General features: G+C 73.2%; 26 protein-coding genes and 1 pseudogene. 16 read left to right on the forward strand and 11 right to left on the reverse strand.

What is annotated here, in order from left to right; translation table 11 throughout:
• A pseudogene (locus LE181_RS28180) lies at positions 1-259 on the forward strand (hypothetical protein); the annotation flags it as partial.
• Positions 260-283: 24 nt separating this feature from the next.
• Here the strand turns inward: LE181_RS28180 and LE181_RS28185 are convergent.
• A complete protein-coding gene (locus tag LE181_RS28185) occupies positions 284-1306 on the reverse strand; it encodes a DUF6528 family protein (RefSeq protein WP_225664334.1) in 1023 nt (340 codons plus the stop codon).
• A gap of 193 nt (positions 1307-1499) precedes the next feature.
• On the opposite strand from LE181_RS28185, the gene LE181_RS28190 reads away from it, so the two are divergent.
• Entirely contained in the window at positions 1500-2717 is a 1218-nt protein-coding gene (locus tag LE181_RS28190; RefSeq protein WP_225664335.1) for a cytochrome P450, read from the forward strand.
• A gap of 49 nt (positions 2718-2766) precedes the next feature.
• Positions 2767-3333 (forward strand): cupin domain-containing protein, encoded by a 567-nt coding sequence (locus tag LE181_RS28195; protein ID WP_225664336.1) that lies wholly within the window; start codon positions 2767-2769, stop codon positions 3331-3333.
• On the opposite strand, the gene LE181_RS28200 is transcribed toward LE181_RS28195, so the two are convergent.
• Positions 3275-3721, reverse strand: a complete 447-nt coding sequence (locus LE181_RS28200) for a nuclear transport factor 2 family protein (protein ID WP_225664337.1) — start codon at positions 3719-3721, stop codon at positions 3275-3277. The two genes, LE181_RS28195 and LE181_RS28200, sit on opposite strands and share 59 nt — an antisense overlap.
• Before the next feature lie 111 nt (positions 3722-3832).
• Here LE181_RS28200 and LE181_RS28205 point away from each other — a divergent pair, with 111 nt between their 5' ends.
• The 5 genes from LE181_RS28205 to LE181_RS28225 all read left to right on the forward strand — a co-directional run bounded on the left by LE181_RS28205 (position 3833) and on the right by LE181_RS28225 (position 9163).
• Positions 3833-4456: a TetR/AcrR family transcriptional regulator gene (locus LE181_RS28205; protein ID WP_225664338.1), complete on the forward strand. Its 624-nt coding sequence runs from the start codon at positions 3833-3835 to the stop codon at positions 4454-4456.
• Between the two features lie 89 nt (positions 4457-4545).
• A complete protein-coding gene (locus LE181_RS28210) occupies positions 4546-5487 on the forward strand; it encodes a serine/threonine dehydratase (RefSeq protein ID WP_225664339.1) in 942 nt (313 codons plus the stop codon).
• A gap of 129 nt (positions 5488-5616) precedes the next feature.
• Complete coding sequence (locus tag LE181_RS28215) at positions 5617-6123, forward strand: hypothetical protein (protein ID WP_225664340.1); 507 nt, start codon at positions 5617-5619, stop codon at positions 6121-6123.
• Positions 6120-8051 carry a GMC family oxidoreductase gene (locus LE181_RS28220; protein WP_225664341.1) on the forward strand — a complete coding sequence of 644 codons (1932 nt, stop codon included), beginning with the start codon at positions 6120-6122 and terminating at the stop codon, positions 8049-8051. The genes LE181_RS28215 and LE181_RS28220 overlap by 4 nt, the downstream gene beginning before the upstream one ends.
• Entirely contained in the window at positions 8048-9163 is a 1116-nt protein-coding gene (locus tag LE181_RS28225; protein WP_225664342.1) for a ferritin-like domain-containing protein, read from the forward strand. The genes LE181_RS28220 and LE181_RS28225 overlap by 4 nt, the downstream gene beginning before the upstream one ends.
• A gap of 25 nt (positions 9164-9188) precedes the next feature.
• On the opposite strand, the gene LE181_RS28230 is transcribed toward LE181_RS28225, so the two are convergent.
• The 4 genes from LE181_RS28230 to LE181_RS28250 form a co-directional block, all read right to left on the reverse strand.
• On the reverse strand, positions 9189-10043 hold the full coding sequence (locus LE181_RS28230; protein ID WP_225664343.1) for a class I SAM-dependent methyltransferase: 855 nt from the start codon (positions 10041-10043) through the stop codon (positions 9189-9191).
• Positions 10044-10174: 131 nt separating this feature from the next.
• A complete protein-coding gene (locus LE181_RS28235) occupies positions 10175-11464 on the reverse strand; it encodes a DUF6777 domain-containing protein (RefSeq protein WP_225664344.1) in 1290 nt (429 codons plus the stop codon).
• 72 nt (positions 11465-11536) lie between these two features.
• Complete coding sequence (locus tag LE181_RS28240) at positions 11537-13045, reverse strand: serine/threonine-protein kinase (protein WP_225664345.1); 1509 nt, start codon at positions 13043-13045, stop codon at positions 11537-11539.
• 381 nt (positions 13046-13426) lie between these two features.
• Positions 13427-13915 carry a YbaK/EbsC family protein gene (locus LE181_RS28250; protein WP_225664346.1) on the reverse strand — a complete coding sequence of 163 codons (489 nt, stop codon included), beginning with the start codon at positions 13913-13915 and terminating at the stop codon, positions 13427-13429.
• A gap of 278 nt (positions 13916-14193) precedes the next feature.
• On the opposite strand from LE181_RS28250, the gene LE181_RS28255 reads away from it, so the two are divergent.
• Positions 14194-14571, forward strand: coding sequence for a hypothetical protein (locus tag LE181_RS28255; protein ID WP_225664347.1), 378 nt, complete (start codon positions 14194-14196; stop codon positions 14569-14571).
• Between the two features lie 118 nt (positions 14572-14689).
• On the opposite strand, the gene LE181_RS28260 is transcribed toward LE181_RS28255, so the two are convergent.
• Positions 14690-15550 (reverse strand): MmyB family transcriptional regulator, encoded by an 861-nt coding sequence (locus LE181_RS28260; RefSeq protein WP_225664348.1) that lies wholly within the window; start codon positions 15548-15550, stop codon positions 14690-14692.
• Between the two features lie 324 nt (positions 15551-15874).
• Here LE181_RS28260 and LE181_RS28265 point away from each other — a divergent pair, with 324 nt between their 5' ends.
• Positions 15875-16285: a hypothetical protein gene (locus LE181_RS28265; RefSeq protein ID WP_225664349.1), complete on the forward strand. Its 411-nt coding sequence runs from the start codon at positions 15875-15877 to the stop codon at positions 16283-16285.
• Positions 16286-16596: 311 nt separating this feature from the next.
• Entirely contained in the window at positions 16597-17007 is a 411-nt protein-coding gene (locus LE181_RS28270) for a VOC family protein (protein WP_225664350.1), read from the forward strand.
• 63 nt (positions 17008-17070) lie between these two features.
• Here LE181_RS28270 and LE181_RS28275 read toward each other — a convergent pair whose 3' ends face one another.
• Positions 17071-17667 (reverse strand): histidine phosphatase family protein, encoded by a 597-nt coding sequence (locus LE181_RS28275; protein WP_225664351.1) that lies wholly within the window; start codon positions 17665-17667, stop codon positions 17071-17073.
• A 298-nt stretch (positions 17668-17965) separates the two neighbouring features.
• Between LE181_RS28275 and LE181_RS28280 the strand changes: the two genes are divergently transcribed.
• Positions 17966-18190, forward strand: a complete 225-nt coding sequence (locus LE181_RS28280) for a CbtB domain-containing protein (RefSeq protein WP_225664352.1) — start codon at positions 17966-17968, stop codon at positions 18188-18190.
• Between the two features lie 29 nt (positions 18191-18219).
• Complete coding sequence (locus tag LE181_RS28285; RefSeq protein WP_225664356.1) at positions 18220-18990, forward strand: CbtA family protein; 771 nt, start codon at positions 18220-18222, stop codon at positions 18988-18990.
• Positions 18991-19099: 109 nt separating this feature from the next.
• On the opposite strand, the gene LE181_RS32340 is transcribed toward LE181_RS28285, so the two are convergent.
• Entirely contained in the window at positions 19100-20548 is a 1449-nt protein-coding gene (locus LE181_RS32340; RefSeq protein WP_308103530.1) for a glycosyltransferase, read from the reverse strand.
• Positions 20545-21291: a DUF2334 domain-containing protein gene (locus LE181_RS32345; protein WP_308103531.1), complete on the reverse strand. Its 747-nt coding sequence runs from the start codon at positions 21289-21291 to the stop codon at positions 20545-20547. Before LE181_RS32345 ends, LE181_RS32340 begins: the two co-directional genes overlap by 4 nt.
• 206 nt (positions 21292-21497) lie before the next feature.
• On the opposite strand from LE181_RS32345, the gene LE181_RS28305 reads away from it, so the two are divergent.
• The 3 genes from LE181_RS28305 (at position 21498) to LE181_RS28315 (ending at position 23849) form a co-directional block, all read left to right on the forward strand.
• A complete protein-coding gene (locus LE181_RS28305; RefSeq protein ID WP_225664353.1) occupies positions 21498-22280 on the forward strand; it encodes a 2OG-Fe dioxygenase family protein in 783 nt (260 codons plus the stop codon).
• Between the two features lie 38 nt (positions 22281-22318).
• A complete protein-coding gene (locus LE181_RS28310; RefSeq protein WP_225664354.1) occupies positions 22319-22852 on the forward strand; it encodes an SRPBCC family protein in 534 nt (177 codons plus the stop codon).
• A gap of 73 nt (positions 22853-22925) precedes the next feature.
• Positions 22926-23849 carry an NADP-dependent oxidoreductase gene (locus LE181_RS28315; RefSeq protein ID WP_225664358.1) on the forward strand — a complete coding sequence of 308 codons (924 nt, stop codon included), beginning with the start codon at positions 22926-22928 and terminating at the stop codon, positions 23847-23849.
• A 77-nt stretch (positions 23850-23926) separates the two neighbouring features.
• Here LE181_RS28315 and LE181_RS28320 read toward each other — a convergent pair.
• Positions 23927-24911 (reverse strand): ABC transporter substrate-binding protein (locus tag LE181_RS28320; protein ID WP_225664355.1); only part of this gene is annotated, 985 nt, incomplete at its 5' end.

Below are 24911 nucleotides of genomic sequence, written 5' to 3' on the forward strand. Positions count from 1 at the left end.
GCTGGCCGGCGACCACCCGCGCGCCGCCGAGCTGTGGATGTCGGCCGCCTCCCAGCACCTGGCCCGGGGCGGCCCGGACGACACCGAGGCGCTCGCCGCCCTCAAACGGGCCCACTACTGCTGGCAGCACAGCGGCGAACGGGCGTCCCGGCTGGCGCCCGCCCTGCTCGCGCTGTGGGAGCAGGTGCCCGACAGCGCCGGGGCGGCCGCCGACGTACGGGCCCGCCTGCAGGAGGCGCCGCCCGCGGTCTCCCGCTAGGTCCCGGCGGTCGCCCGGGGGAGCTCAGCGGCCGCGGTCGGTGCTCCACCAGCGGGCCTTGTACACCCCGCCGCGCAGCAGCGTCCGCGTCCCGTCGGGCCGGTACAGATACAGCGTGGCGGTGCACCAGGTGCAGGGGTTGCCCGGCTCGGGCCGGGCAACCAGCACCTGGCCGGTCCTCGGGTCGTCGCCGATGCTCTTGACGCCCGGGCCGCTGATCCGCCCCTGCAGCGGGTACGACACGAACTCCCGCTCGTCCGTCGCGTACTGGTACACCGCCGAGGCGGTGGTCACCCACAGCCGTCCCCGGCTGCCGAGGACGGGCGCCAGGTCGTGCCCGCCGCGGCTTGGCAGCGTCACCTCCCGCACCACCGTGAGCTCCGGGTCCTCCGGCTCCCCGCCCACCTCCATCGCGACGAGCTGCCGGTTGCCCAGGGCCCACAGCAGTCGCGTCCGCGGATCCCAGTGCACCCCGTGGGCCCCGGTCAGCGGGACCTGCACGTGCCCGGTGGCCCGCGGGCCCGCCGACGCGGTGTACAGGCGTACGTACCCGCCGGTGCTGGCGGCCACGGCCACGTTGCCGTCGGGCAGCAGCTCGATGCTGTGGGCGTTGCCCGGGCCGGTGTCGGCCGCCCAGTACACCGACCGGTCCGGGTAGCCCACCACGGCGGCCAGCCCGCCGGAGGCCGTGACCAGCAGATAGCGCCGGCCGCCCAGCTCCCGGGACTTCACCTCGCTCGGGTTCGTCCACGACGCGTCGGTCCGCAGGTCCGCCAGGCCCTCCCGGCCGTCCGCGCTCCACGACCAGAGCACCCCCGGGTCGTCGCCCTCGGCGTCCCACTGCGCCTGGGCCGCGTCGAGCACGTACACGGCGCGCGTCGCCTGGTCGGCCGCCACGATCGGCGACGCCGGGGCCCGCCCCGCCCCCTGGCCCCGGGCGTCCGTGACGCCGGTGACCGCCGGTACCACCGCCGCCGCCAGCAGGGCGGCCAGCACCCGCCGCAGCACCGCACCCTCGCGGGCCCTGCCCCGCCGTAGTCCACGCACGCGGCTCAGCCTCGGGCGCCCGGCGCGCACGACCCGCGCCGCCACGCCCGCGCGTCAGGCGAACGAGCGGCGCACACGTCCACGCGCTGCGCCGGATGAGTGAAATCCCCGGCACGGCACGCTGCCGGGGTGCTTTTGGGGGGAGCTTGGCTGTGGGACAGAAGCGCTCAAAGGCAGGGTGGGTGTGCAGCCGATGACGACGACGGAAGCCGTATCAGAGCAGTTCCCCGTACGTTTCTGGGACGTGAAGGACCTGCGGGGCCTGGACTTCGACCCCTTCATGGCCGCGCAGCTGCGCGACGAGCCGGTCTCCCGGGTCAAGCTGCCGAACGGGGAGGGCCACGCCTGGTTCGTGACCCGGTACGACGACGTCAAGTTCGTCACCTCCGACCCCCGGTTCAGCCGCCAGGCGGTCCTCGGCCGCCCGATCACCCGGCTGGCCCCGCACTTCATCCCGCTCGACGAGGCGGTGGGCTTCGCCGACCCGCCCGAGCACACCAGGCTGCGCAAGGCCGTGGCCCGCGCCTTCACCACCCGCAGCCTCGAACGGCTGCGCCCCTCGGCGCAGCGTGCGGCCGACCAGCTCCTCGACGAGATGGAGGAGGAGGGGCCGCCCGCAGACCTGATGGAGCACCTGCACGGCCCGCTGCCGCTCGCCGTGATCAGCGACGTCATGGGCGTCCCGGAGCACGAGCGGCCGCGCATGGCGGAGTGGACCAACATCCTCCTGTCGGCCGGCTACGGCCGGGAGGAGAGCGAGCGCGCCAAGACGGGCATGGCGGGCTACTTCACCGAACTGCTGGAGCAGCGGCGCCCCGACCCCGGCGACGACCTCATCGGCCACCTCGCCGAGGCCACCGTCCGCGGCGAGCTCAGCCTGGAGGAGGCCGTCGCCATCGCGCTGCTGATCCAGGCCAGCGCCGCCCACGCCGTGCGCAACAACAGCGCCAACATGGTCTACGCACTGCTCACGCACCCCCGCCAGCTGGCGCGGCTGCGCGCCGAACCCGAGCTGCTGCCCCAGGCGATCGAGGAGCTGCTGCGCTTCATCCCGCACCGCAACGCCGTCGGCCTGGCCCGCATCGCCACCGAGGACGTCGAGGTCGGCGGGGTGCTGATCCGGGCCGGGGAGGTCGTGCACTCCTCCTACCTCACGGCCAACCGGGACCCGGCCGTCTTCGAGCGTCCGGACGAGCTGGACTTCGACCGCACGCACAACCCGCACCTGTCGTTCGGGCACGGCCCGCACTTCTGCCTGGGGTCGATGCTGGCCCGGCTGGAGTCCGAGGTCATCCTCTCCACCCTCCTGGAGCGCTTCCCGGACCTGCGCCTGGCCGATCCGGTGGAGAAGATCCGCTGGCAGCGCAGCGCACTGATCCGGGGCCCGGAGAACCTGCCCGTCACCTGGTGACCGCCGGCCCGGCCGCCAGGCCGTCCGGCCGCTCCGAAAGGCCCCGCCCATGACGTTGCTCAGCGCACCCGACGGCCTGGTCGTGCCCCCCGGCGGGGGGCGGACCCTCGTCACCCCGGCCCAGCAGGTGACCTTCAAGGTGACCGGGGAGCATTCGCGGGCCGCCTCCAGCTTCGAAGTGGTCGTACCGCCCGGCTTCGACGTCGGCGCCCATCTGCACACCCGCAGCGAGGAGCTCTTCTACGTGCTGGAGGGCGAGCTCGACGTGCTCGCCTTCGAGCCGCGCATCCGCACCCGCGACAGCTGGCGGGAGTGGGAGTCCCCCTCGGGCCAGCGGTGCGTCCGGGCGAAGGCCGGCACGGTGATCGTCGTACCGGCGGGCTGCCCGCACGCCTTCGCCAACCCGACGGGGGACCCCGCCCGGATGTTCTTCCAGGCGTCGCCGCCGCCGGACCACGAGCGGTACTTCGAGGAGCTCTTCGACATCCTCAACTCCGGCCCGCAGGTTGACGTGGAGGCCGTGGCCAAGCTGCGCGAGCGCTACGACATCGAGCAGCTCACGCCGCTGCGGATGACTCCTCCCGCCACGGACGGACACACCGCTCCCGCTCGCTGATGGGCACGTCGTTGATGCTGGCCCAGCGCCGGCTCATCAGCCCGTTCGCGGCGAACTCCCAGTTCTCGTTGCCGTGGCTGCGGAACCACCGGCCGGCCGCGTCGTGCCACTCGTACACGAAGCGCACGGCGATGCGGTTCCCGCTCCACGCCCACAGCTCCTTGTGCAGCCGGTAGTCGAGCTCGCGCTCCCACTTCTCGCGGAGGAACGCCACGATCTCGGCGCGGCCGGTCAGGAACACGTCGCGGTTGCGCCACTGGGAGTCCTCGGTGTAGCCGAGGGCGACGCGCTCGGGGTCCCGGCTGTTCCAGGCGTCCTCGGCGGCCCGCACCTTCTGCAGGGCGGTCTCGGCGGTGAACGGCGGGAACGGCGGCTTGCTCTCGGGCATGACTCTCCCCTGGTCCGGTACGGATCCGCGGAGAACGGTCGTTCTCCGTGCTGTGCGGTAGCGTAGGAGAACGATGGTTCTCCCGCAAGGGCCCGTTCGAGGAGGAGTGGTATGACGCCGTCACCGGCAGCAGCGGAGAGCGTCGAGGACCGGGTGCTCGACGCGGCCGGCGAGCTGTTCTACGCCCGCGGGCTGCAGGCGGTGGGCATGGATGCGATCCGCGGCGCCTCCGGGGTGTCCCTCAAGCGCCTCTACCAGCTCTTCCCGTCCAAGGACGCGCTCGTGGAGGCGTACCTGCGGCGCAGGGGCGAACGGTGGCGCGGGGCGCTGGCGCGCCACGTCGAGGCCGTGCCGCCCGGCCCCGGTCGCGTGCTGGCGGTCTACGACCGGCTCGGCCGGTGGTTCGCGGAGCCGGACTTCCGGGGGTGCGCGTTCGTCAACTCCTTCGGGGAGCTGGGCGGGACGTCTCCGGCGGTGGCCGCGCTGGCCCGGGCGCACAAGGACGCCTTCCGGCGGTACGTGGCGGGTCTCGTCGACGCCGCGGGCGTACCCGCCGCCCTGACGGACCCGCTGATGCTGCTCGCCGAGGGCGCGATCACGACGGCCGCCCTCTCCGGCAGCGCCGAACCCGCGCGGCACGCGCGGGAGGCGGCACGGGTGCTGCTGGACCACGCCGTGGCGGGTCGACCCCGTCCCGGCGGGTCCCGGCAGGCCGAAAACGCTCCCGCGGGCTGAACACCCTCCGGCAGGGGTAGGGGACACCGGTAAACGATCTTGCGTGCCGGCCGCCCGTCCGCCGGCCGCCCCCCCGAAGGAGCCCTGTCGTGTCCCTTCTCACCTACGACGACGTCAAGCGTGCCGCCGGCCGCGTCGCCGGGCACATCCGGCCCGTCACCGTCACCCCTGCCGGCAGCGGCGTCTGGCTCGCGCTCGAACAGATGCAGCACACCGGCTCGTTCAAGGCCCGCGGCGCCTACAACTTCCTCGCCGCCCACCGCGAGGCCGGCACCCTGCCGGAGGCCGGGGTGACCATCGCCTCCGGCGGCAACGCCGGGCTGGCCTGCGCCTGGTCCGCGCGTCAGGAGGGCGTCCGCGCCACCGTCTTCCTGCCCGAGAACGCCCCCCACGTCAAGGTCGCCAAGCTGCGCGGCTACGGCGCCGACGTGCGCCTGGTCGGCACCGAGTACGCCCAGGCCCTGGCCGCCTGCGAGGAGTTCGCCGCCTCCACCGGCGCGCTGGCCAGCCACGCCTACGACCACCCGCTGATCGCGGCCGGGGCCGGCACCCTCGTCGACGAGATCCGCGAGCGCGTGCCCGGCCTGGACACGGTCGTCGTCGCGGTCGGCGGCGGCGGGCTCTTCGCCGGAGTGGCCACGGCCGCCCGCCACCACGGCGTGCGGACCGTCGCGGTCGAGCCCGCGAACTGCCGTGCGCTCAACGCCGCGTTGCGGAGCGGGCGCGTGGTGGACGTGGACGTCGACTCCGTCGCGGCCGACGCGCTCGGGGCCCGGCGCGTGTCGCGGGCGGCCCTGGCCGCCGCACAGGACGACGGCGTGACGTCCGTGCTCGTCCCCGACGACGCGATCGTCCGCGCCCGCCATCTGCTCTGGGACGACCGCCGGCTGGCCGTCGAGCACGCCGGTGCCACCGCACTCGCGGCCCTCCTCCCCGAGGGCGGCGGGGCCTGCGTCCCCGCCGCGGGCGAGACCGTCGCCGTGGTCGTCTGCGGCGCCAACACCGACCCCAGTGACCTCGTGCAACGCTAGGCGAACGCCTGCTGCGAACACCCGTGCCCCACACCGCTATCCTTGCAGGTGACGGGTGTTCATAAAACACTTCTCCCATTGCGGACTCTCCGGTAGAAATGCGGCAGTCTCACGAATGGGGGAGCCCCGATGGATCCCGAGCAGTCAGCACCGCCGCCCGAGCGCACCGAAGTACCGCCGGAGTACCCGGGGTTCGTCGACCTCTCCGTACGCCTCACCGGTTTCGACGAGTTCGAGCTGCGCGGCACCGGCATGGTCCGCCTCTACCACGACACCACCGTCGAACAGGTGGGCAGGGAAGCCGTGGGCCGCTTCATCGACGACCTGAACGCCGCCGGGGGCGACCCCGACGGCCTCGTCGACGAGACCTCGCGCGACATCGCCCGCGCCATCACCCACCTGTGGTACCTCGGCGTCTGGCCGCAGCTGTCCCGCTCCGTCCACGCGGCCCTCGGCCGGGAACGGGCCAACGTCGCGTTCGTCGTCTCGCCCGAGTCCTGGACCGAGGGCCTGGCCTGGCGGACGTTCGACGCCCACCCGCCGGGCGCCAAGGCCCCGGGCCACGGCAGCTGGTCCGAACCGCCGGCCGGCGCACCGGCCCCCGACGCCCTCCGGCAGACGGAGGACGCCGCATGAGCACCGCACCGCAGCCCACGACGGACCGCTACGACGTGATCGTCGCCGGCGCCGGACTCGCCGGCTCCCTGGTCGCCAAGCAACTGGGCGACCAGGGCTGGCGCGTCCTCGTCCTGGAAGCCGGCACCCGCACCCTGGACACCTGGCCGGGCACCCTCGACGCGATGAACACCTACTACGCGGCCCTCGCCAAGGTGCCCAACGCACCCTACCGGCCCAACGCCGCCGCCCCCTCCCCGGACGTCATCGACGTCCAGGGCCTGCCCGAGGGCGGCTTCCGGGCGAACGGCTACTTCGTCCAGAACGGCGCCCTCCCCTACAGCAGCGACTACCTGCGCACCACCGGCGGCAGCGCCCTGCACTGGATGGGCCTCGTGCCCCGCATGCAGCCCGAGGACTTCACGGTCCGCAGCGCCTACGGCTACGGCCGTGACTGGCCCATCGGCTACGCCGACCTGGAGAGCCACTACCGCACCGCCGAGCGCATGATGGGCGCCGCCGGGGACGCCGCGGAGCAGGAAGAGGCCGCCGGCACGCCCTACCCGCCCGGCTACGTCTACCCGATGCACCCGGTGCCCCCCACCTACCTCGACCGGGTGCTCGCCGCCCGCCTCGACGGGAAGCCGGTCCGGGAGGCTCCCGGTGCCGAGGAGACCTTCCTGCGCGTGGTCACCACCCCGGCCGCCCGCAACAGCACGCCCAACGAGCAGTACGACGAGGGCCGCGGCCACCGCCCCGACGGTGCGGCCGGGCTGCCCAACTACGGCGAGCGCTGCGTCGGCAACTCCTCCTGCGTGCCCATCTGTCCCGTCCAGGCGAAGTACAACCCCCTCAAGACCCAGACCACCTGGAGCCGGCGCGTCACGCTCGTCACGCACGCCGTCGTCAGCCGGGTCCTGGCCAACGGCAACGGCCACGTCTACGGCGTCGAGTACCAGCAGTACGACGACCCCGCCGCCCCCGTGCACACCACCCGCACCGCCGAGGCGGACATCGTCGTCCTCGCCGCCCACTCGATCGAGAACGCCCGGCTGCTGCTCGCCTCGGGCCTCGCCAACAGCAGCGACCAGGTGGGCCGCAACCTCATGGACCACCCCACGCTGCTCACCTGGGGCCTGTTCGACCACCCGGTGGGCCCCTTCCGCGGCCCCGGCTCCACCTCCGGCCTGGAGAACTTCCGCACCGGACCCGCCCGACGGGACCGCGCCCCCTTCCGCATCGAGATCGCCAACTGGGGCTGGACCTGGTCGGCCGGATCCCCCGGCAGCGACGTCGCCCGGCTGCTGGGCATGGGGGGCGGCTCGGCACAGCCGCGCGGCAAGGGCCTGTTCGGGCCGCGGCTGCGCGAGGAGCTGGGCCGCACCGTCGGCCGCCAGTTCACCCTGCAGTTCGCCGTGGAGCAGGACGCCGAGAGCCGCAACCGCGTCACCCTCGACCCCGCCCACCGCGACCGGCTCGGCAACCTCCGGCCCGTCATCACCTACGACCTCTCCGACCGGGTCAAGCGCGGCATCGCCACCGCCAAGGACGTCTCCGACCAGATCTTCCGGCTGATCGGCGCCGAGGACCACACCAGCTACGCCCCCGGCCCCTTCTCGGCCGGCTGGTTCCGCTTCGAGGACCGCGACTTCGTCTTCCAGGGCGCGGGCCACGGCGCGGGGACGCACGTCATGGGCGACGACCCCGCCACCTCCGTGGTCGACCAGTGGCAGCGCACCTGGGACCACCCCACGCTCTACGCCGTCGGCTGCGGCAGCATGCCCTCGATGGGCACCGCCAACCCCTCGCTCACGATGGCGGCCATGGCCCTGCGCAGCTGTGAGCAGATCCACCGCGACCTGACGGAGCTGCACCGGCCCTACACCCTCCGGTCCGCCCCCGCGCCGCGGACGGCCGTCGCGATCCCGCAGCAGGAAGGACAGTCATGACCGAGCCCACCGTGCTCCGGGAGCCACCGTTCCGGGTACCGCGCGACCGCGCCGACCTGCACCTCTTCCTGCAGGCCGCACTGGCCCTCGAACACCTCACCATCCCGCCCTACCTGACGGCGATGTACACGCTGCGGCCCGGCACCAACCGGCACGCCTTCTACGCCATCCGGGGCGTGGTGCTGGAAGAGATGCTGCACATGACGCTCGTGGCCAACCTCCTCAACGCCGTCGGCGGCACGCCCTGCGTGGCGGACCCCCGGTTCGTCACCGGCTATCCGGCCGTGCTGCCCTTCAGCAAGGAGAAGGTCCCCGTCGCCCTGCGTCACTTCGGTCCGGAGGCGCTGGACACGTTCCTGTACATCGAGCGCCCCGACTACGTGGCCGAGCCGCCCGGGCACCCCTCCGTGGCCGACGACGGCGGCTGGACGTCGATCGGACAGTTCTACAACACCATCCGCGAGGGGCTGCTGCGCCTCGCGGACGAACTGGGCGAGCGCGAGCTGTTCTGCGGCGACCCCGCCCTGCAGGTGGGGCCGCGGGACTTCTACAACTCGGGCGGCGAGGTCCTCACCGTCACGGACCTCGACTCCGCGCTCCTGGCCCTGCGTGTGATCACCGAGGAGGGCGAGGGCGTCAGCGGCACGGTCTTCGACTCCGACGACGCGCTGTTCGGCGAGGCCCGCGAGCCCGCGCACTACTTCCGTTTCGACGAGATCCGGCGGCAGCGCAGCTACGGCCCGCACGACACCCCGGCCTCCGGGCCGACGGGCCCGGCCGTCGACGTCCGCTGGAGCGACGCCTACCCCATCGACCCGGCCGCGAAGGCCGCCGACTATCCGCCCGGCAGCGGGGTGCGCCTGGCCGCCGACCGGTTCAACGAGGCGTACGCGTGGCTGTTGTGCGTGCTGGAGCGGGCCTTCACCGGGGAACCGACGGCGTTGCAGGGCGCGATCCCGGCCATGCTGGAGCTGCGCGACCTGGCGGAGCAGCTCTACCGCAACCCGCACCCGGACCCGGCCAAACGGGCCCAAGGGCTGTACGCCAGCCCCACGTACGAGGTGACGACGCGGCACTTCGACCGGGCCCGGGCGGCGACGCTCACCACGTAGCGGCCGCCCGGGCGACGGCAAAGGATCACGGCTTGGTGGCGGTGCAGATGGTGTACCGCCACGTGTCCTGGTGCCGGTACATCTCCACCGCCGACATCGCGTTGACCAGGCTGTCGCCGCGGCCCACGCCGCACGCGAGCGTGTAGGGAAGCCTGCCCAGCGCCGAGAAGGACCACAGCATGGGCAGGGTCTTCTCCGTGGCGTCGTACGTCGGCTCGACGACGAATCCGGTCTGCCGGAGGAGCCGCTCCAGCTCCCCGTGGGTCATCGTGAGCATCCCCGGCATGCCGGAGAGCTCACAGACGCGGACCAGCGCGCTGCGCGCCCGCGGCGACAGCTCGGCCCGCGGGGTGCTCGAATACTCGAACATCACCAGCTTCCCGCCGGGACGCAGGACGCGGAAGAACTCGGCGAGCCCCTGCGGGGGGTTGGGGGAGTGGACGAAGGACTCCATGGTGTAGACGCCGTCGAAGCTGGCGTCGGCGAACGGGAGGGCGTGGTAGTTGGCCCGGAGGAAACGCGTCCGCCGGCCCGGCTCGCCCGCACGGGCCGACCGCTGCCGCGCGATGGCGACGTCCGGCTCGATCCCGTCGATCCCGGTGACGTAGGCCCCGCTCACCCGCGCGACCGTGCGCGCCGTGTCACCGACCCCGCACCCGGCATCGAGCACCGAGGACGCGGGCGGCAGGGCCAGCTTGCGTGCCGCGACGACCTCCATGCGCCGCATGGCCGCCGTGAACCTCCAGGGGGAGTCCCCGGGTTCGTACCAGCCGAAGTGGCGTGTCCGGCCGAGCAGCGCCGTATACCCGAAGCGTGATCCGAACGCCCGGTAGTACGGCATGACATGCTGCCGGTAGTAGGCATCAGTAGATCGCGTCACCGCCCCCGCCCTCCGCTCCACCCTGAGACATACACGGACAAGAACGACTGGGGTTCCGGCGAGTAACGCGAACGCTCGCCAGGACGAGGGCCGAGGCCCCGTCCTGGCATCGTGACACCGTTCGGCAGCGGTTACGACCCGGCGGTCCGACCGGATGCCGCCGGCGCCGTAGCAGCCGGCGGTGCGGCGGTCTTCGGGGGCGGGGCCACGGTGCGTTCCACCGGCGGTGCGGCGGTCTTCGGGGGCGGGGCCACGGTGCGTTCCACCGGCGGGGCGGCCGTCTTCGGGGGCGGGGCCAGGCTGCGTTCGGGTGGTGGGGCAGCCGTCTTCGGGGGACGGGAGGCGGCCGCCGTCGTATGGACGGGGGCCGGCGCCGAGGCCGTCCGGGGCGGGGCCACGGGGGCCGTGGGACCGGTCGGCTGCTTCGTCGCCGGTGCCGGACGAGTCGGTGTGGGTTGCGGCTTGTGCGTGAGCGTGGGCGCGCCCGTCCTCGGCGGCGGCGTGGTGCGGGACGGGGTGGACGGCACGCCGGTCGGCGGGCGGGACGTGACGCTGCCCCCCGTCGTCGGGCCGGTCGGGGTGGGCGGCGGGGGAGCGGAGCCGGACGGCGTTCCGGACTTCGTCCCGGACGGCGCCGGCGTGCCCGGGGAACCTGTCGAGCCGGACCGGGTCGGGGCCGGCAGCGTCGGTGTCGGCACGGGACGGGTCGGGCTGTCGTTCGAGCCGTCGCCGCCCACCGGGCGGTCGAACCCCGTGCCGGGCTGGAAGGGGTCGACGAGCGGCAGGGCCTTGAGCGGACCCTCCTCCAGGGGCTGCGGCGCGACGACCGTGACCTGCGAGTTCTGGAACGCCTCCCAGTGGTCACCGGTGTAGGTGGACGCCTGGCGGTCGATGTTCCTCTCCGGCTGCAGCAGGGGATTGCCGCAGTTGCACTTGACGACGGGGTTGCGGAAGTCGTCGAAGAGCAGCGCGGTGCCCGCCTGCACGACGGACAGGTAGGACTCGGTCACGCCGTCGCCTTTGTAGTTGTGGTTCCGGACCAGGGTGTCCTGGAGCACGAAGCCCTCGCTCAGGCCCTGCACGAACTCCGCGATCTTTTCGAAGGGGATCTTACGGATCTTCGCCCACGCCGTCCCCTTCACCCGGTCGCGGGTGAGCTCGGCGACCAGCTTGGCCTTGTCGCAGCGCGTCCGGCCCCGGATGCCGCCCAGGGGCCCGTTGCCGCCCTTGCCTCCGCTGACCGGGACGGCCTTGACGCCCTTGAGGTCGGCGTCGGGCGCCGGTATGAACGCACCGGGAGCGATCACTCCCGCGGCCTCCAGGACGATCTTCTTGGCCACCTTGTTCGTTCCGCTGGAGCAGCCCGACACCGCCGTCCCGCCGAGCAGGGCGGAGACGGCCAGCAGCGAGACGATACGCATCCGTTCGCGCTTCACAGCGCACACCCCCCGATAGCCGGTTGTCTCGGTTCCGACGCTTTCCGTTCGCTGGTGCTAGCAGGAGTACACCCAGCCGCCGTTGCAGGTGGAGGTCGGAGTCGGGCTCTTCTCCTCCGAGTCCGGCGGGGGCGGGGCGGGAGCCGTCGCGTTGCCCGTCGGACCCGCGGTGGGGCCGCCGGTCGCGGGGGCCGTGGCGTCGCCCGTCCGCTGGGGGCCCGCGGTCTCCGTGGGGTCGCCGCCCGGTGACCCGGAACCCTCGGTGTTGCGCAGTGCGACCAGGACGGCCACCCCTCCCACGAGCAGGAGCAGGGCCACCACGGCCGCCACGACCCAGGCCGCCCGCCGAGGACCCGGACCCCGGTCCGGGCCGGGGCCCGGCACCGGGCGCAGCGGATGCCCCACCGGCGACGGAGTCCCCGTGCCCGGCCCGACGATGGGTGTCGCCAGGCCGCCCTGCTGCAGGCCCACCGGCACGCCGGCCGGCAGCGGCTCCCCATCGGGCCCGGAACCCGGCTGGAAGGGAGCGAACAGGGACGTGGAGAGGGAGGGGGACGGAGACGGGGGCGGTGGCGTGGACGAGAAGAACGGCGAGGGCGACGACACGGGGGTCGGCGGGCTCGACTCGGGCGTCGGCGTGTCCGGCACCGTCACGGGGGCGGGTGTCGCGCCCGGGTTCCGCAGCTGCTCGTCGACGGTGGTGCGGACGTAGCCGGTGGGCTCCTCCGTGAGCCGGCCGCTCGCGATCGCCTCCAGCAGCTGCTCGGCCTCGGCCGAACCCATGCGGGCCTCCGGGTCCTTGCGCAGCAGCCCCTCCAGCAGCGGGGTCAGCAGCCCGGCACGCCGGACCGGGGCGGGATCGTCGTCGACGACGGCCCGCAGGGTGCTGAGTGCGTCCCCGCGCCGGAAGGGCGAGACGCCTTCGACGGCCACGTAGAGCAGGGTGCCCAGCGACCAGAGGTCCGAGGGGATGCCGGGGCGGCGGCCCATCGCCCGTTCCGGTGCGAGGTATTCGGCAGATCCGACCAGGTCACCGGTCCGGGTGAGGGTGCCCGCCCCCTCGATGACGGCGATGCCGAAGTCCGTGAGGACGACGCGGCCGCCGTCCTGTATGAGGACGTTGGCGGGTTTGACGTCGCGGTGCAGCACCCCGACGGCGTGCGCGGCGCGCAGTGCCTGCAGGACCATGCCGCCGATCCTGGCGGCCTCCTTGACCTGCAGCACGCCCTCCTGCCGCAGCACCTTGTCGAGCGACTGGCCGCGGACCAGCTCCATCACGATCCAGGGGCGGCCCTGTTGTTCGACGACGTCGTGCACGGTGATGACGTTCGGGTGCGTCACGCGCGCGGCCGCCCGGGCCTCCTGCTTGAGGCGGGCGTACAGGACCCGGACGTCCTCGTCGTTCATGTGCTCCGGCGCCCGGACCTCCTTGGCCGCGACCTCGCGGTCGAGGACCTCGTCCAGGGCGAGCCAGACGACGCCCATGCCTCCCTGCCCGAGCTGTTCCAGCAGCCTGTACCGCCCGGCCAGCAGCGGCCTGTGCGGTGCGGTGTCCATGCCGTCCATGCCGTACGCCCCCTCCCCCTGCGGACGGCGTGCGACGCCGTGCGCATTCGGGCCACACTGGCTGGGACGTACCAGTCGACCGGAGCGTTCCCGGCCGCCCGTGAAGGCCCTGTGAGCCTTCGCGCCCGAAGCCCGGCACCCAGGTCATCCATCAGGACACGGCGCTGTGGCGCCAGATCGGCTACGGCTTGTTCATGTCGCTGGCCCACCTGGCCTGGTTCGCCATGGCGGCGCCGTTCTTCTCGAACGACCGGCTGCGCGCCAAGATGCTGCGCAGCCAGATCCTTCTGAACAGGGTGATCGGACGGTGCTCGTCGGCCTCGGCGTGGCGTCGCGCTCACCCCCACCACTCAGTGAACCTCGCACCGGCCACCGGGTGGGTCAGGCGAGCGCGATGGCCTCGACGCGCGGTTCGGCGATCTTGATGAAGTCGTGCGTGGCCAGGGCGAGCGACCGGTCGAGACGGGCTGCGTTGAAGAAGAACTCCGGGTTCGCCAGCAGTGCCGGGTCGACGACGAGTTCCAACTGCTGGTCGAAGGAGAACGGCAGAATCGTGCCGCTGGCACAGCCCGAGAGCCGTTCGGCGACGTCCTGTGCGGCGAACCCCACGTAGGTTCCGCCGAGCAGGGCCTTGATCGCGGCCAGGTCCACTCGCTTGTCACCGGGAACGACGGCGAGCACGTAGCGTGTCACCTTCTTGCCCAGCTTCACCATCACGACGATGCACTTGGCCGCTTGGTGAAGCTCGTGCCCCCGCAGCCGGCTCACCGCCTCCGTGCCGCCCTCGGGCTCGTGCTCGATCGTCCGGTACCCGGCACCGTGCTCATCGAGCAGAGCGATCAGCTTCTCGTATGTCTCGTGCGAACCCATGCTTCCACGACCTCTGTGTGCGCTGGCAGTTGACTGATGGCAAAGAGGCTTCATTGTGCATGGGTATGCCCGGCGCCGGGTCGCTTTCAGCCGCTCCTCGCCCGAAGCGGGCTGCGCTGCATCGTGTCCGGACGCAGGTCCTGCGGGCCGACGCGCAGTGAGGCTCCGGACGGTGCGTGATGTGCGTCATCTCCGCTAACGTGCATGCTCTGAGCAGGCTGGAAGCCTGGGCGTCACTGCGCCCTCCCGGGTTCCTGCTGGAAGGAGGTCGTGCACGGATGGACATCGTGGGGAATGTCCTGGAGAGGGCGTTGGCGATCGGCGGGGCCACCGGTGTCGCGATAGTCGATTTCCAGCAGCGCAGGGTCCTGGGCGCGTTGGACCGCGGCAGTGGGCTGGACATGGACAAAGTCGCCTACGGGGACAGCGATGTCATGCGTGCCAAGCTGTACACGCTGGAGCTTCTCGGCTATACCCCGGACAGTGTGGAAGACATCCTGATCACGCTGGAGGGTGAATTGCACATGATCCGGCCGCTGCCCCGGCTGCGCGAGGGCGGCATCTTCATCTACCTCGTCCTGGAGCGCGACCGGACCCCGCCCCTGGACGAGATCCGTCAGCAGCTGCGCTCTCTGGAGCCCCTGTTGGAGCTGTAGGCACCGCGCGCCGCGGCCACGCCGGCAGCCCCCGCGGGGCCGCGGCGCGTTCTTGCCCCGCACCTGTACCGGAGCCGGCCGCGCTCAGCACGGCGCCCCTGCCCGGCGACCAACTCCCTCAAGGGTGCGGGAAGAAACCTGCGGGGTCGCGGTCGCCCACCGACCCGAGGGGCGTGGTCCCCGGCCCGGAACGGCCTGCCGGATGGAAGAGCCACACGTGAAGGCGTATGCGTGGAGCGTATTGCAGTTCGCTGACAAGGGCGGTAACCGTGCCTGTGCCGCGCGCAGGGTGCCGGATGGGCATTCCCGCTGTCTTGGGGGACGCGTAGCAGTTGATGCCCTTCCCGTACATTCTGCCGAGGACCGGGTCCGCTTGGCAGCGTTCCCCCATGGAGGCGAGTGTGCGATCCCCCTCGTGCAGGGCCAGGGCCATGCGCAGACCTCCGACCAGGAACGGCGCCCACCGGTCTTCCCAGTCGATGAGTACGTCGCTCCTGGCCTCGTCGTTGAACAGCATCCAGTACGGGGTGTTGTGCGGTACCTGCTTCCGCGGGAACAGTTCGGAGAACGCCGCGTTGTAGGCCAGGACGTTGTATGCCGAGTCTGTGATGCATGCCATGAGCGGCAAGGCGGCGAGGAGTTGCCGCCAGTCGCCCGCCACGGACGCTGAACGGAGCCCCACGGGCGCCTCGGGCGGCTGCCCGCCCCGTGCGAATGCGTAGAAGGCCAGCCATTCCCGTGCGGTCAGCCCGAGAATTTCCGAGACGCCTCTGAGGTATGCGTGCGACGGGTTCTCCAGGACTCCGCGCTCCAGTTTCCCGTACGTCCCGGCGGATCGCATGAGAAGTTGATCCATATGATCCTGGGAAAGCCCGGGTGCCTTCCTGCCTCTTGGATCTCTCCGCCCGAACCCCAGACTCTCCGGCTTGATCATCTCTCGCCGGGATATCAGGAGCTGACGCAGGGCCTCGGCATCCATCGATCTGGCGCCCTTCCTTCGGCGGCCGGACTTTTCTCAGGTCTGGAATTACCCGAAAAAGTCTAACCCTGGAAAGCCGTCGAAGGACAGACCAGGATCGGGCAACGAAGGCTCCTGCGGCCACGGGAGTGGCGGGCGGTCGGATGGTCGCGGCAGGCGGCGGGGAGACCTGCCCCGACGCCCCGCAGCGACCCGTCGGCGCCGTCCCGGTCGGCCGGCGCACGACTGCCTCGATCCGGTCAGGCCTGCCGGCGAGCGCTCTGGCCGCGGGGGCGGAAGAAGCGGCACCACAGCTCGAAGACATCACGGAAGAACGGAGACAAGGTGTTGAAGAACCACAGGTTCCTCTCGGTGATGAGCGGACTGGCATTGGCGGCCGGAAGTCTGATGGGGAGTGCCTCCGTCGCCGGCGCCGACGACGCAAGTGCGCAGAGGCCGGAGCAGCTCAAGAGCTGCTTCGACCATGCGCACACCTACTACAAGGAAAGCGGCGCGTACGGCACGGGGATGGGTACGACCACGAGCAACTGCGGAAACATAAACATCAAGCCCAAGACCACCCGAGACGTCAAGGTCTGCTTCTATCCGAAAAACGAGAGCCCTTTCTGTCAGGGGCAGTACACAACCGCCAAAGCGAATGAGTGGACCTCGATCGCATTCAATGTCCTGGACGACAGCGATTTTAACTTCCTGTTCAGATCCGACGCTCAGTCCGATGGATGGTGGGCTGCGTGACGCCCATCCGCCGCGCATCCGACCGCCGGGGAACCTGAAGTCCACTCGCCGAAAGACGAATGCGGCCCGCGCGATCCGCGCGGGCCCTTTCCCGAGCGCAACCGGCGAACGGCGTTGCCTCGGCACGCGATGATCGCTAAAGTCTGCCGGGTGACTGCCGGGTCGGCCATGGGCCATGCACGAGTGAGGCTCCCGGCCTCGGCGTGAGCGCGAGGCGGGCAAGAGCCCCGCCCCCTCTTCGAGTCTTCCTGCCCGGCGCCCGTATGCGGCGCCCGTCCCAGCGGATCCAAGACCCGGAGACACACCACCCCATGCTGAACGAATCCAAGCTGCCGGAAATCCCCGTCCAGTTGAACCACACCGCCGTCTACGCCAGGGACCGGCAGCTGTCGGCCGAGTTCCTGGCCGTGGTGCTGGGACTGGAGGTCGGCGCTCCCTTCGGGCCGTTCCTGCCCGTCGACCTCGGCAACGGCGTGACGCTCGACTACTACGAGAAGCGCGAAGAGCCGATCCAGTCGCAGCACTACGCGTTCCTCGTGCCGGACGCGCAGTTCGACGACATGATCGCCCGTCTGGAGGCGCTCGGGGTCACCTACTACGCCGACCCCGGCCACACCGATCCCGGTCACATCAACCGCCTGTTCGGTGGTCGCGGCGCGTACTTCGACGATCCGGACGGTCACAACATGGAGATCATGACCCGGCCCTACGTCCGCCCCTGACCCCGGCCTGTCGGCAGGTCCTGGCCGGTGCCCTGGCCCACCGTTGCTCTTCTCTTCGGCGGGTCAGTGCAGTTCCGGTGCCGGGGCGGGCGGTTGCAGGGGGCGGCCGCAGCGGAGGTTCCAGCGGCCCGCGCGGGCGGTGAGTTCGGTCAGGGTCAGCGGGGCGACGTCCAGGCGCCAGAACACCTCCGGCGGCAGCCGCAGCGCGTGCACCGTCGCCGCCCGGATCACCGCCGGGGCCGCCACCACCGGCACCCGGCCCCCCGTGGCGGCCGCCTGCCCGTCCAGCCACGCACCCACCCGGCCGATCAGGGCCGTCACCGGCTCACCGCCGTGCGGCGCCGCCCCGGGGTCCGTCAGCCAGGCCGCCACCGCCTGCGGTTCGGCGGCCGCGACCTCCTCCAGCGAACGGCCCCGCCACCGGCCCACCTCCAGGTCCCGCAGGGCCGGCTCGCAGGCCGCTTCCAGGCCCAGGGCCGTCGCCGTCTCCCGGCACCCCCTGGCCGGAGCGGTGTACGCGCGCGTGCCGCGCGGCAGCGCACCGGCCGCCTCGCGGGCCCGGCGCAGCCCCGCCTCGTCCAGCGGCGCGTCGTCGTCGAAACGCGCCGCCCGCAGGGCGGGGCCGGCCGCGGGCGAGATCATCAGCACACGCACGGTCATGGTCCTTCTCCTTCCCCCGGGGACGGCGCTCGCGCCGAAGGGCCCAGCACACCACGGGTACGGGCGCGGGCGTGCGCCGGGGGTGCGCATCCCTACGCCCATGGCGCCCTGACCTGCCAGGCGGTACGGTCGCGTGTACATGACGACGGTGCGTTCGGAAGCCGGTGCGAATCCGGCACGGTCGCGCCACTGTGTACCTGACGGTCACCCGGTCACCACGGGCGGCGGCAGGAAGTCAGACCCGGCACCGTCGTCCGCACCAACGACCGGGACGCGTTGTTCCCCTGGAGGTACCACCATGGCTCAGTCCGCCGCCCCTGCCCCGAGCACCACCGCCATACCCGAGGTCGCTCCCCTCTCGTTGAAGGAGATCGCCCCCTGGGCGGCCTTCGTGGGCATCCTGATGCTCGTCCTGCTCTACTTCGTGGGGGCCGAGCAGGGCGCCACCTCGCTCATCGCCGGCGAGGACGTGCACGAGTGGGTCCACGACGGCCGCCACCTGCTCGGCTTCCCCTGCCACTGACAGCCGGAGGAATCGAGCTCGTGAACCTCGTGAACCCGGTATCGGTGAGAGCCCTGCTCGTACGGGGCATGCTGGCCGGTCTGATCACCGGCGCCCTCGCCCTGGTCACCGCCTACCTGCTCGGCGAGCCCCACGTGGACGCCGCCATCGCCTTCGAGGAGGCGCACAGCCACGACCACGGCGACGGCGGCGTGGAGCTGGTCAGCCGGACCATGCAGGCCACCGGCGGCCTCGCCACCGGCATCCTCGTCTACGGCGTCGCCCTGGGCGGCATCGCCGCACTGGCCTTCTGCGTGGCCCTGGGCCGCATCGGCCGCTTCGGCCCCCGGGCAACGGCAGCCCTGGTCGCGCTCGGCGCGTTCGTGGCCGTCTTCCTGGTGCCGTTCCTCAAGTACCCGGCGAACCCGCCCGCGGTGGGTGACCCGGACACGCTGGACCAGCGCACCGCCCTGTTCTTCCTGATGATCGCCCTCAGCGTGCTGCTCGCCGTCGGCGCCGTCATCCTCGGCCGGCGGCTCGCCCCGCGCCTGGGCAACTGGCACGCAACGGTCGCGGCGGGCGCCGCGCTGGTGGTGGCGATCGGACTCGCCTACGCCTTCCTGCCCGCCGGCGACAATGTGCCGGAAGGCTTCCCGGCCACGCTCCTGTGGCAGTTCCGCCTGGCATCGCTGGCCGTCGAGCTGGTGCTGTGGACGGGCTTCGGCCTGGTCTTCGGCGAGCTGGCCGAGCGGCTGCTCACACCGAAGGAGGCGCCGGCCGGCCGCAAGGCCGACCCGGCAGCCGTCACCCCGGCCGCCTGATCCGGCCGGCAGGCACCCCCTCCAGGACCGGCCCGGCACCCCGCCCAGCGGGGCACCGGGCCGGTCCCGGCATGTACGGGCCGGCCGGCCGCCGTGAGACGGCGTCACGTCAACCCGTTCCCGCATGGACCGCCAGCAGGCCGGCCACCGTCCTCCACCACGGGAACTCCTCCGCCCTCGCCCGCGCCGCGGCCCGCCGGCGCTCCCACGGCAGCGCCAGCAGGCTCACCACCGCGACCGCCATCGCCTCCGCCGACGCGGGCACCGCCAGCCCCGCCCCCGGCGCCAACAGCTCGGGCGCCGCCCCGCGATCCGCCGTCACGACCGGCGTCCCACAGGCGAGCGCCTCCAGCACCGACAGGCCGAACGCCTCGACCGGACAAGGAGCCAGCGCCACGTCCGCCGCCGCCGTCATCGCGGCCACGGTCCGGCGATCGGCCACGTGACCGTGGAAACACACGGGCAGCCCGGCGGCACGCCGTATCAGACGCGAACGTTCCGGGCCGTCGCCCAGCATGTCCAGACGCGCAGCCACGCCCCACCGCCGCAGGACACGCAGCGTCTCCACCGGCACCTGCGGACACTTCTCCACCGACAGCCGCCCGACGCACACCAGCCGGACCTCCGCGTCCTCGCCGGCCGTTGCCGGGCGGCGCCCCCGGTGCGCCGCCGGGCCTGCGCCTTCTCCGGCCGCCGCCCGTCCTTCGTCCGCCGCCGGGCCTGCACCCTCTCCGGCCGGCGCCGCCCGTCCCTTGTGCGCCGCTGGTTGCACACCTTCTCCGGCCGCCGCCCGTCCTTCGTCCGCCGCCGGGCCTGCACCTTCTCCGGCCGCCGCCCGTCCCTCGTGCACCGCCGGGCCTGCACCTTCTCCGGCCGCCGCCCGTCCCTCGTCCGCCGCCGGGCCTGCGCCCTCTCTGGCCGCCGCCGGCCCCGTGCCCCCTCCGCCCGTCGCCGGGCGCCGGCCCCCGTACACCGCCACGCCCGCCCCTCCGCCCGCCGACGGGTGGAAGACCTCCAGGTCGACGCCGAGCGGCACCCGGTGCAGTGCCGGCGCTCCCACCCGTGCGAACTCGGCACACGAAAAGACCGACGCCGCCACCACGGCGTCGAACCTCCCCGCCAGCCGGCGGTTCCACGCGTCGGCCGCGCGGCCCAGCGGCAGCACCGCCGGCACCCGGGGCGCCAGGATCGCATCGAGCCGCTCGTGCGAGAGCAGAACCGTGCGCACACCCCGCGCCCGGGCCCAACGGGCGGCGTCGACGAACGTCAGCTTGTCCGACACCTCCACCACGTCCGGTCCCAGCCGCCCCAGCAGCACCCGCAGCCCGCGCAACACCGGCGGCGCGAGCACCAGTCGGTAGCCGCCGCCCACCGGAACCCCGGGTACGGTCAGCCGCAGTCCGTCGGCAGCGGTGTGCTGCCGTCCGTACCGGCGGCCGGGCACGATCAGCACCCGTTCGTGCCCGGCGGCCGCATAGCCGCGGCCGAGGGCGTCCACCGTGGTGCGCAGTCCGCCGGAGGCCGGCCCGTAGAAGCCCGCCAGCTGCACGATCCTCACGCCGCGGCCCGCCGGGCCGCGCGGACCAGCGCGGCGTACGTGCACGGACGCGCCCCCGCCGCCAGGGCCAGGTCGACGGCCTCCAGGGCGCGTTCCCGCAGCCCGGGACGGTCCAGGTCCGCCGGGTGCAGCGCGATACGGAACGACTTGCCCCGCGCCGACCAGCGGCGGGCCGCGGCCGGCATCAGCCGGGCGCCCGCCCCTTCGCCCAGGCCCCCCGGGCGGTGGGAGAGCGCGGGCATGCGGTGACGGTGGCCGGTGCGCAGGTCGTGCACCGCCAGGTGGCTCGTCGTGTACTCCAGGCCCAGCCCGCGCAGCGCCGCCACGCTCCCCGGCGAGGCGAGCCACCCCGGCGGGGTGAAGCCCTCCGGGACGATGCCCACCGAGGCCAGGGCGGCCAGCCCGCTCGTCAGCCGGTCGTGCGCCGCCCGTTCGTCCAGCGCGCAGAACTCGGCACACCCCCGCGCCACCACGGCGTTCACCCACCGGCGCGGCAAGGGGCCGCCGGGCACGGCCCGGTGGGCGTAGCCGTGCAACGCGAGCTCGTGCCCGCGCCCGCGGGCGTCGTGCAGCCACCGCACCAGGGCCGCATCCTGCGGCAACCGCGGGCCGCGCCAGGGGCCCGGCACGAGCAGCAGCGTCGCCGGCACCCCCCGGGCGTCCAGGTCGTCCAGCCACCGGCGGCCGGCCGTGAAGCTCCAGGGGGCGACGTCGTGCACCGAGACGACGAAGACGGCACTCACCCCCCGAGGATCCCCGATGACGGTGTACAGCACATGAACTCACCGGCGGTCCCGACGCGTTGCGGCCCGCCTGGACGAACGCGGGCCGCCCGGTACGGTGGTGCCACGCAGCACGCTCGAACGGGGGAATGCGTCATGCGCGGAGCGGCTCGTCGTGCACTCCGGTGGTGCTCTCCCCACCAGGTCTGTACGGAAGCAAGGACACCATGACCGCGACCCCCCTCAGCGCTCCCGGAACCCCCGCGTGCGCCTCCCGGCCCTCGCCCCCCTTCGTGCACCACACCCCCGTCCTGCTCACCTCGGCGCTCGCGGGGATACCCCGGGGTTCGGTGACCCGGTTCACCGAGTCCTGGAACGACCTGCCCGCGGACCCCCACCTGACCGCGGGCCCCCACCCGGGCGCGGCCACCGCCCCCTACCGCTTCCGCCGCTACGGCAGGTTCCGCATCCTCGGCGACCGCCTGGAGCGGCTGCCGCACGCCGCCTTCTTCCAGGAACGCTCCGTGAACAGCGTGAACGGCGGGGTGGACCGCATGTTCGCCCCCCTGCACGACGCCGTCGCGGACGGCCCGGCCCTGCACACGGTCGTCCGCACCCTCTGGGACCGCCTGCCCGGCCCCCGCACCGGCATCGACACCTGCGGCGTCCACCAGATCCGCATCACGGCCACCGCCGGGGCCGAGGGACACCCCACCCCCGAGGGCATCCACCGGGACGGACACTGCTATGTGGCCCAGGTGCTGATCCGGCGCGAGAACGTGCGCGGCGCCGAGTCCTGCCTGTACGACCTGCGACGCCGGCCCCTCCACCGCACGGTGCTGACCGCGCCCCTGGAGACGATCGTCCTGGACGACCGGCGCGTCCTGCACGGCGTCTCCCCGCTGCGGCCCGCCCCGCAGGCCCGTACGGGCCTGCGCGACATGCTCCTCGTCGACTTCTTCCGCGGTGACGCCCGCCACAGCCCCGAACGGCCGTCGGAGGCACACTGATCCTGACGAAGCGTCATGCTCAGGAGGCAGGAGACCCCATGCGGTACGCGGACGGCCCGAGTGTCCACGAAGAGATCCACATCAAGGCGGCACCCGCCGACGTCTGGCGGCTGGTGACCGACATCGCCCTGCCCGCCGAGCTCAGCCCCGAACTCCAGCGCACCGAGTGGCTGGACGGCGCCACCGGGCCGGTGCCGGGCGCCCGGTTCGCCGGCTACAACCGCCACCCCGTCGCGGGCCTGGAGTGGCGCACCGTCTCGCGGGTGGCCGTGCTGGAGCCGGAGCAGCGCTTCGCCTGGGAGGTCATCGACCCGGAGGGCCGGTACGGGGAGGAGCCCGCCGACCCCGCCCGTCCGCTCGCCACCTGGACGTTCGAGCTCCGGGCGGCCGACGGCGGCACCGTGCTGAGCCACTCCGGGCGCATCGGCCCCGCCCGTTCCGGGCTCAACCTGGCGATCGACCGTGAGCCGGAGCGGGAGGAGGAGATCATCCAGGCCCGCCTGGGCGACCTGCGCACCGGCATACGGGCCACCCTCGAAGGCGTCAAACACCTCGCCGAAGAACGCGCGTAAGCCCGGATTCGGGGACATCGCGGCCAGCCTGGCACGGAAACGCCCCGTTTTCGATGATGGTGATTCCATGACCATGATCAAGGCCGTCACCTTCGATGCCTACGGCCCCGCCGACGTGCTCCGGCTCGTCGACACCGACCTGCCCGCCCCCGGGCCGGGGCAGGTCCGGGTCGCCGTCCGCTGCGCCGGGGTCAACCCGATCGACCACAAGCTCCGCAGCGGCGCCCTCGCCGAACTCTTCCCCCTCGACCTCCCGCACGTGCCCGGACTGGAGGCGTCCGGTCTCGTCGAGGCGGTCGGCGAGGGGGTGACGGAGGTGCGGGCCGGGGACGCGGTCCTCGGCCGCACGGTCACCGGCGCCTATGCCGAGCAGGCCCTGGCGTCGGCCGCCGAACTCGTTGTCAAACCGCTGTCCCTGGCCTGGGAGGAGGGGGCGGCCCTGCCGGTGGCGGCCGAGACGGCCTGGCGCACCCTGGACGCGCTGCGGCTCAGCGAGGAGGAGACGCTGATCGTCCACGGTGCCGCCGGGGGAGTGGGCACGCTGGCGGTGCAGTTCGCGCGGGCCCGGGGCATCCGGGTGATCGGCACCGCCAGCGAGTCCAACCACGAGTACCTGCGCGGCCTCGGCGCGATCCCCGTCGCCTACGGCGAGGGGCTCGCCGACCGCGTGCGGGAGGCCGCCCCGGAGGGGGTGGACGCGGCGCTGGACGCCGTCGGCAAGGGCGACGCCGTCGGGGTGTCGGTCGAACTGACCGGCGGACCCGACCGTGTGGTGACCATCGCCGACGCCGAGGGCGCCCGCCGCCACGGCGTGCGCTTCAGCTCCGGCCCGAGCGCCCAGACCGCGACCGCCCTGGGCGCGGCGCTCGCCCTGCACGAGGCCGGCATCCTGCAGCTGCCCGTCCACCGCGTCTACCCGCTGAGCCAGGCCGCCGAGGCGCAGCGCGCCAGCGAGCACGGCCACCTCACCGGAAAGATCGTCCTCGCGGTCGTCTGAGGCGGCCCGCCCCGGCCGGGCCGTCGTGACCCGGAACCGGGGGCGGCCGGGCCCGCTGCGCCCCGGGCGGCCCCGGCCTAGAGGCCGACCGTGAGCTGTGCGTCAGGGGCGACGCGCGGCAGTCGAGTGTTGGTGACCAGCGCGAGCTCGGGCTGCCGGCCCGGGCCCGGGCGCCACTGGCCGCCGATCAGCGGCAGCAGCGCCACGTTGGGCGTGGGCCCGCAGGTGAAGTCGAGCGGCCCGGCGACCGTGTCCAGCCGGGTGCGGCCCAGGGCCTCGGCGACCGCCCTGCGGTCGGTGGGGTCGGCGGCCGTGGCCAGGGCGTGGGCGGCCACCTCCAGCAGGGCGTGCGCAGGGCCCAGCAGCTGGAGCCAGGGTTTGCCCGTGCTGCGCCGGTAGTCCCCGGCCAGCGCGGCCGCGGTGGTGTCGTCGACGGAGGAGCGGAAGGGGTGGCGCGGCGACCAGTAGACGAGGGTGGCGATGCGGGTGTTCGCCAGCCCGTCCGTGGCGGGGCTCTCGCGGGGCTGGGCCAGCCACCGCGAGCAGGTGATCAGCCGTGGGCGCAGCCCGGCCTCCTGGGCCTGCCGGTGGAAGAGCGCCAGGTCCTCGACGGTGGCCGCGCTCGTGACGACGTCGGCCCCGGCCTCCTGGAACCGGCGGATGTGCTGCTCGAAGCCGGCGGCCGGCTCGTGGTAGCCGCCGGGGTCGACGAGGGAGTGCCCGCGCGCGGTCGCCACGGGCGCGAAGCCGTGGCGGGGGTGGCGCAGGGAGCGGCCCTGCGGGCCGTCGTTCCACAGGCAGCCGACCGTCCGCCGCGGGCCCACGCGCTCCCACATCTCGGCGAAGACCGCCGCGATGTCGTCCAGGCCCCAGGCGAAGTGGTACGTCCAGCGGAAGGGGCGGGCGGTCCCGGCGCCCCGGTCGAGGACGTAGGTCTGCCAGGGGAACGCCGTGGACACGCAGGGGATGCCAAGGACCTCGCAGGAGTCGGCCACCGCGGGCAGCACCGTGGTGCCGTTCGTGGTCACCACCGCCTGCACCCCTTCGTCCCGGACCAGTTCG

The organism is Streptomyces sichuanensis (assembly GCF_020328095.1).
Classification (GTDB): domain Bacteria; phylum Actinomycetota; class Actinomycetes; order Streptomycetales; family Streptomycetaceae; genus Streptomyces; species Streptomyces cinnamoneus.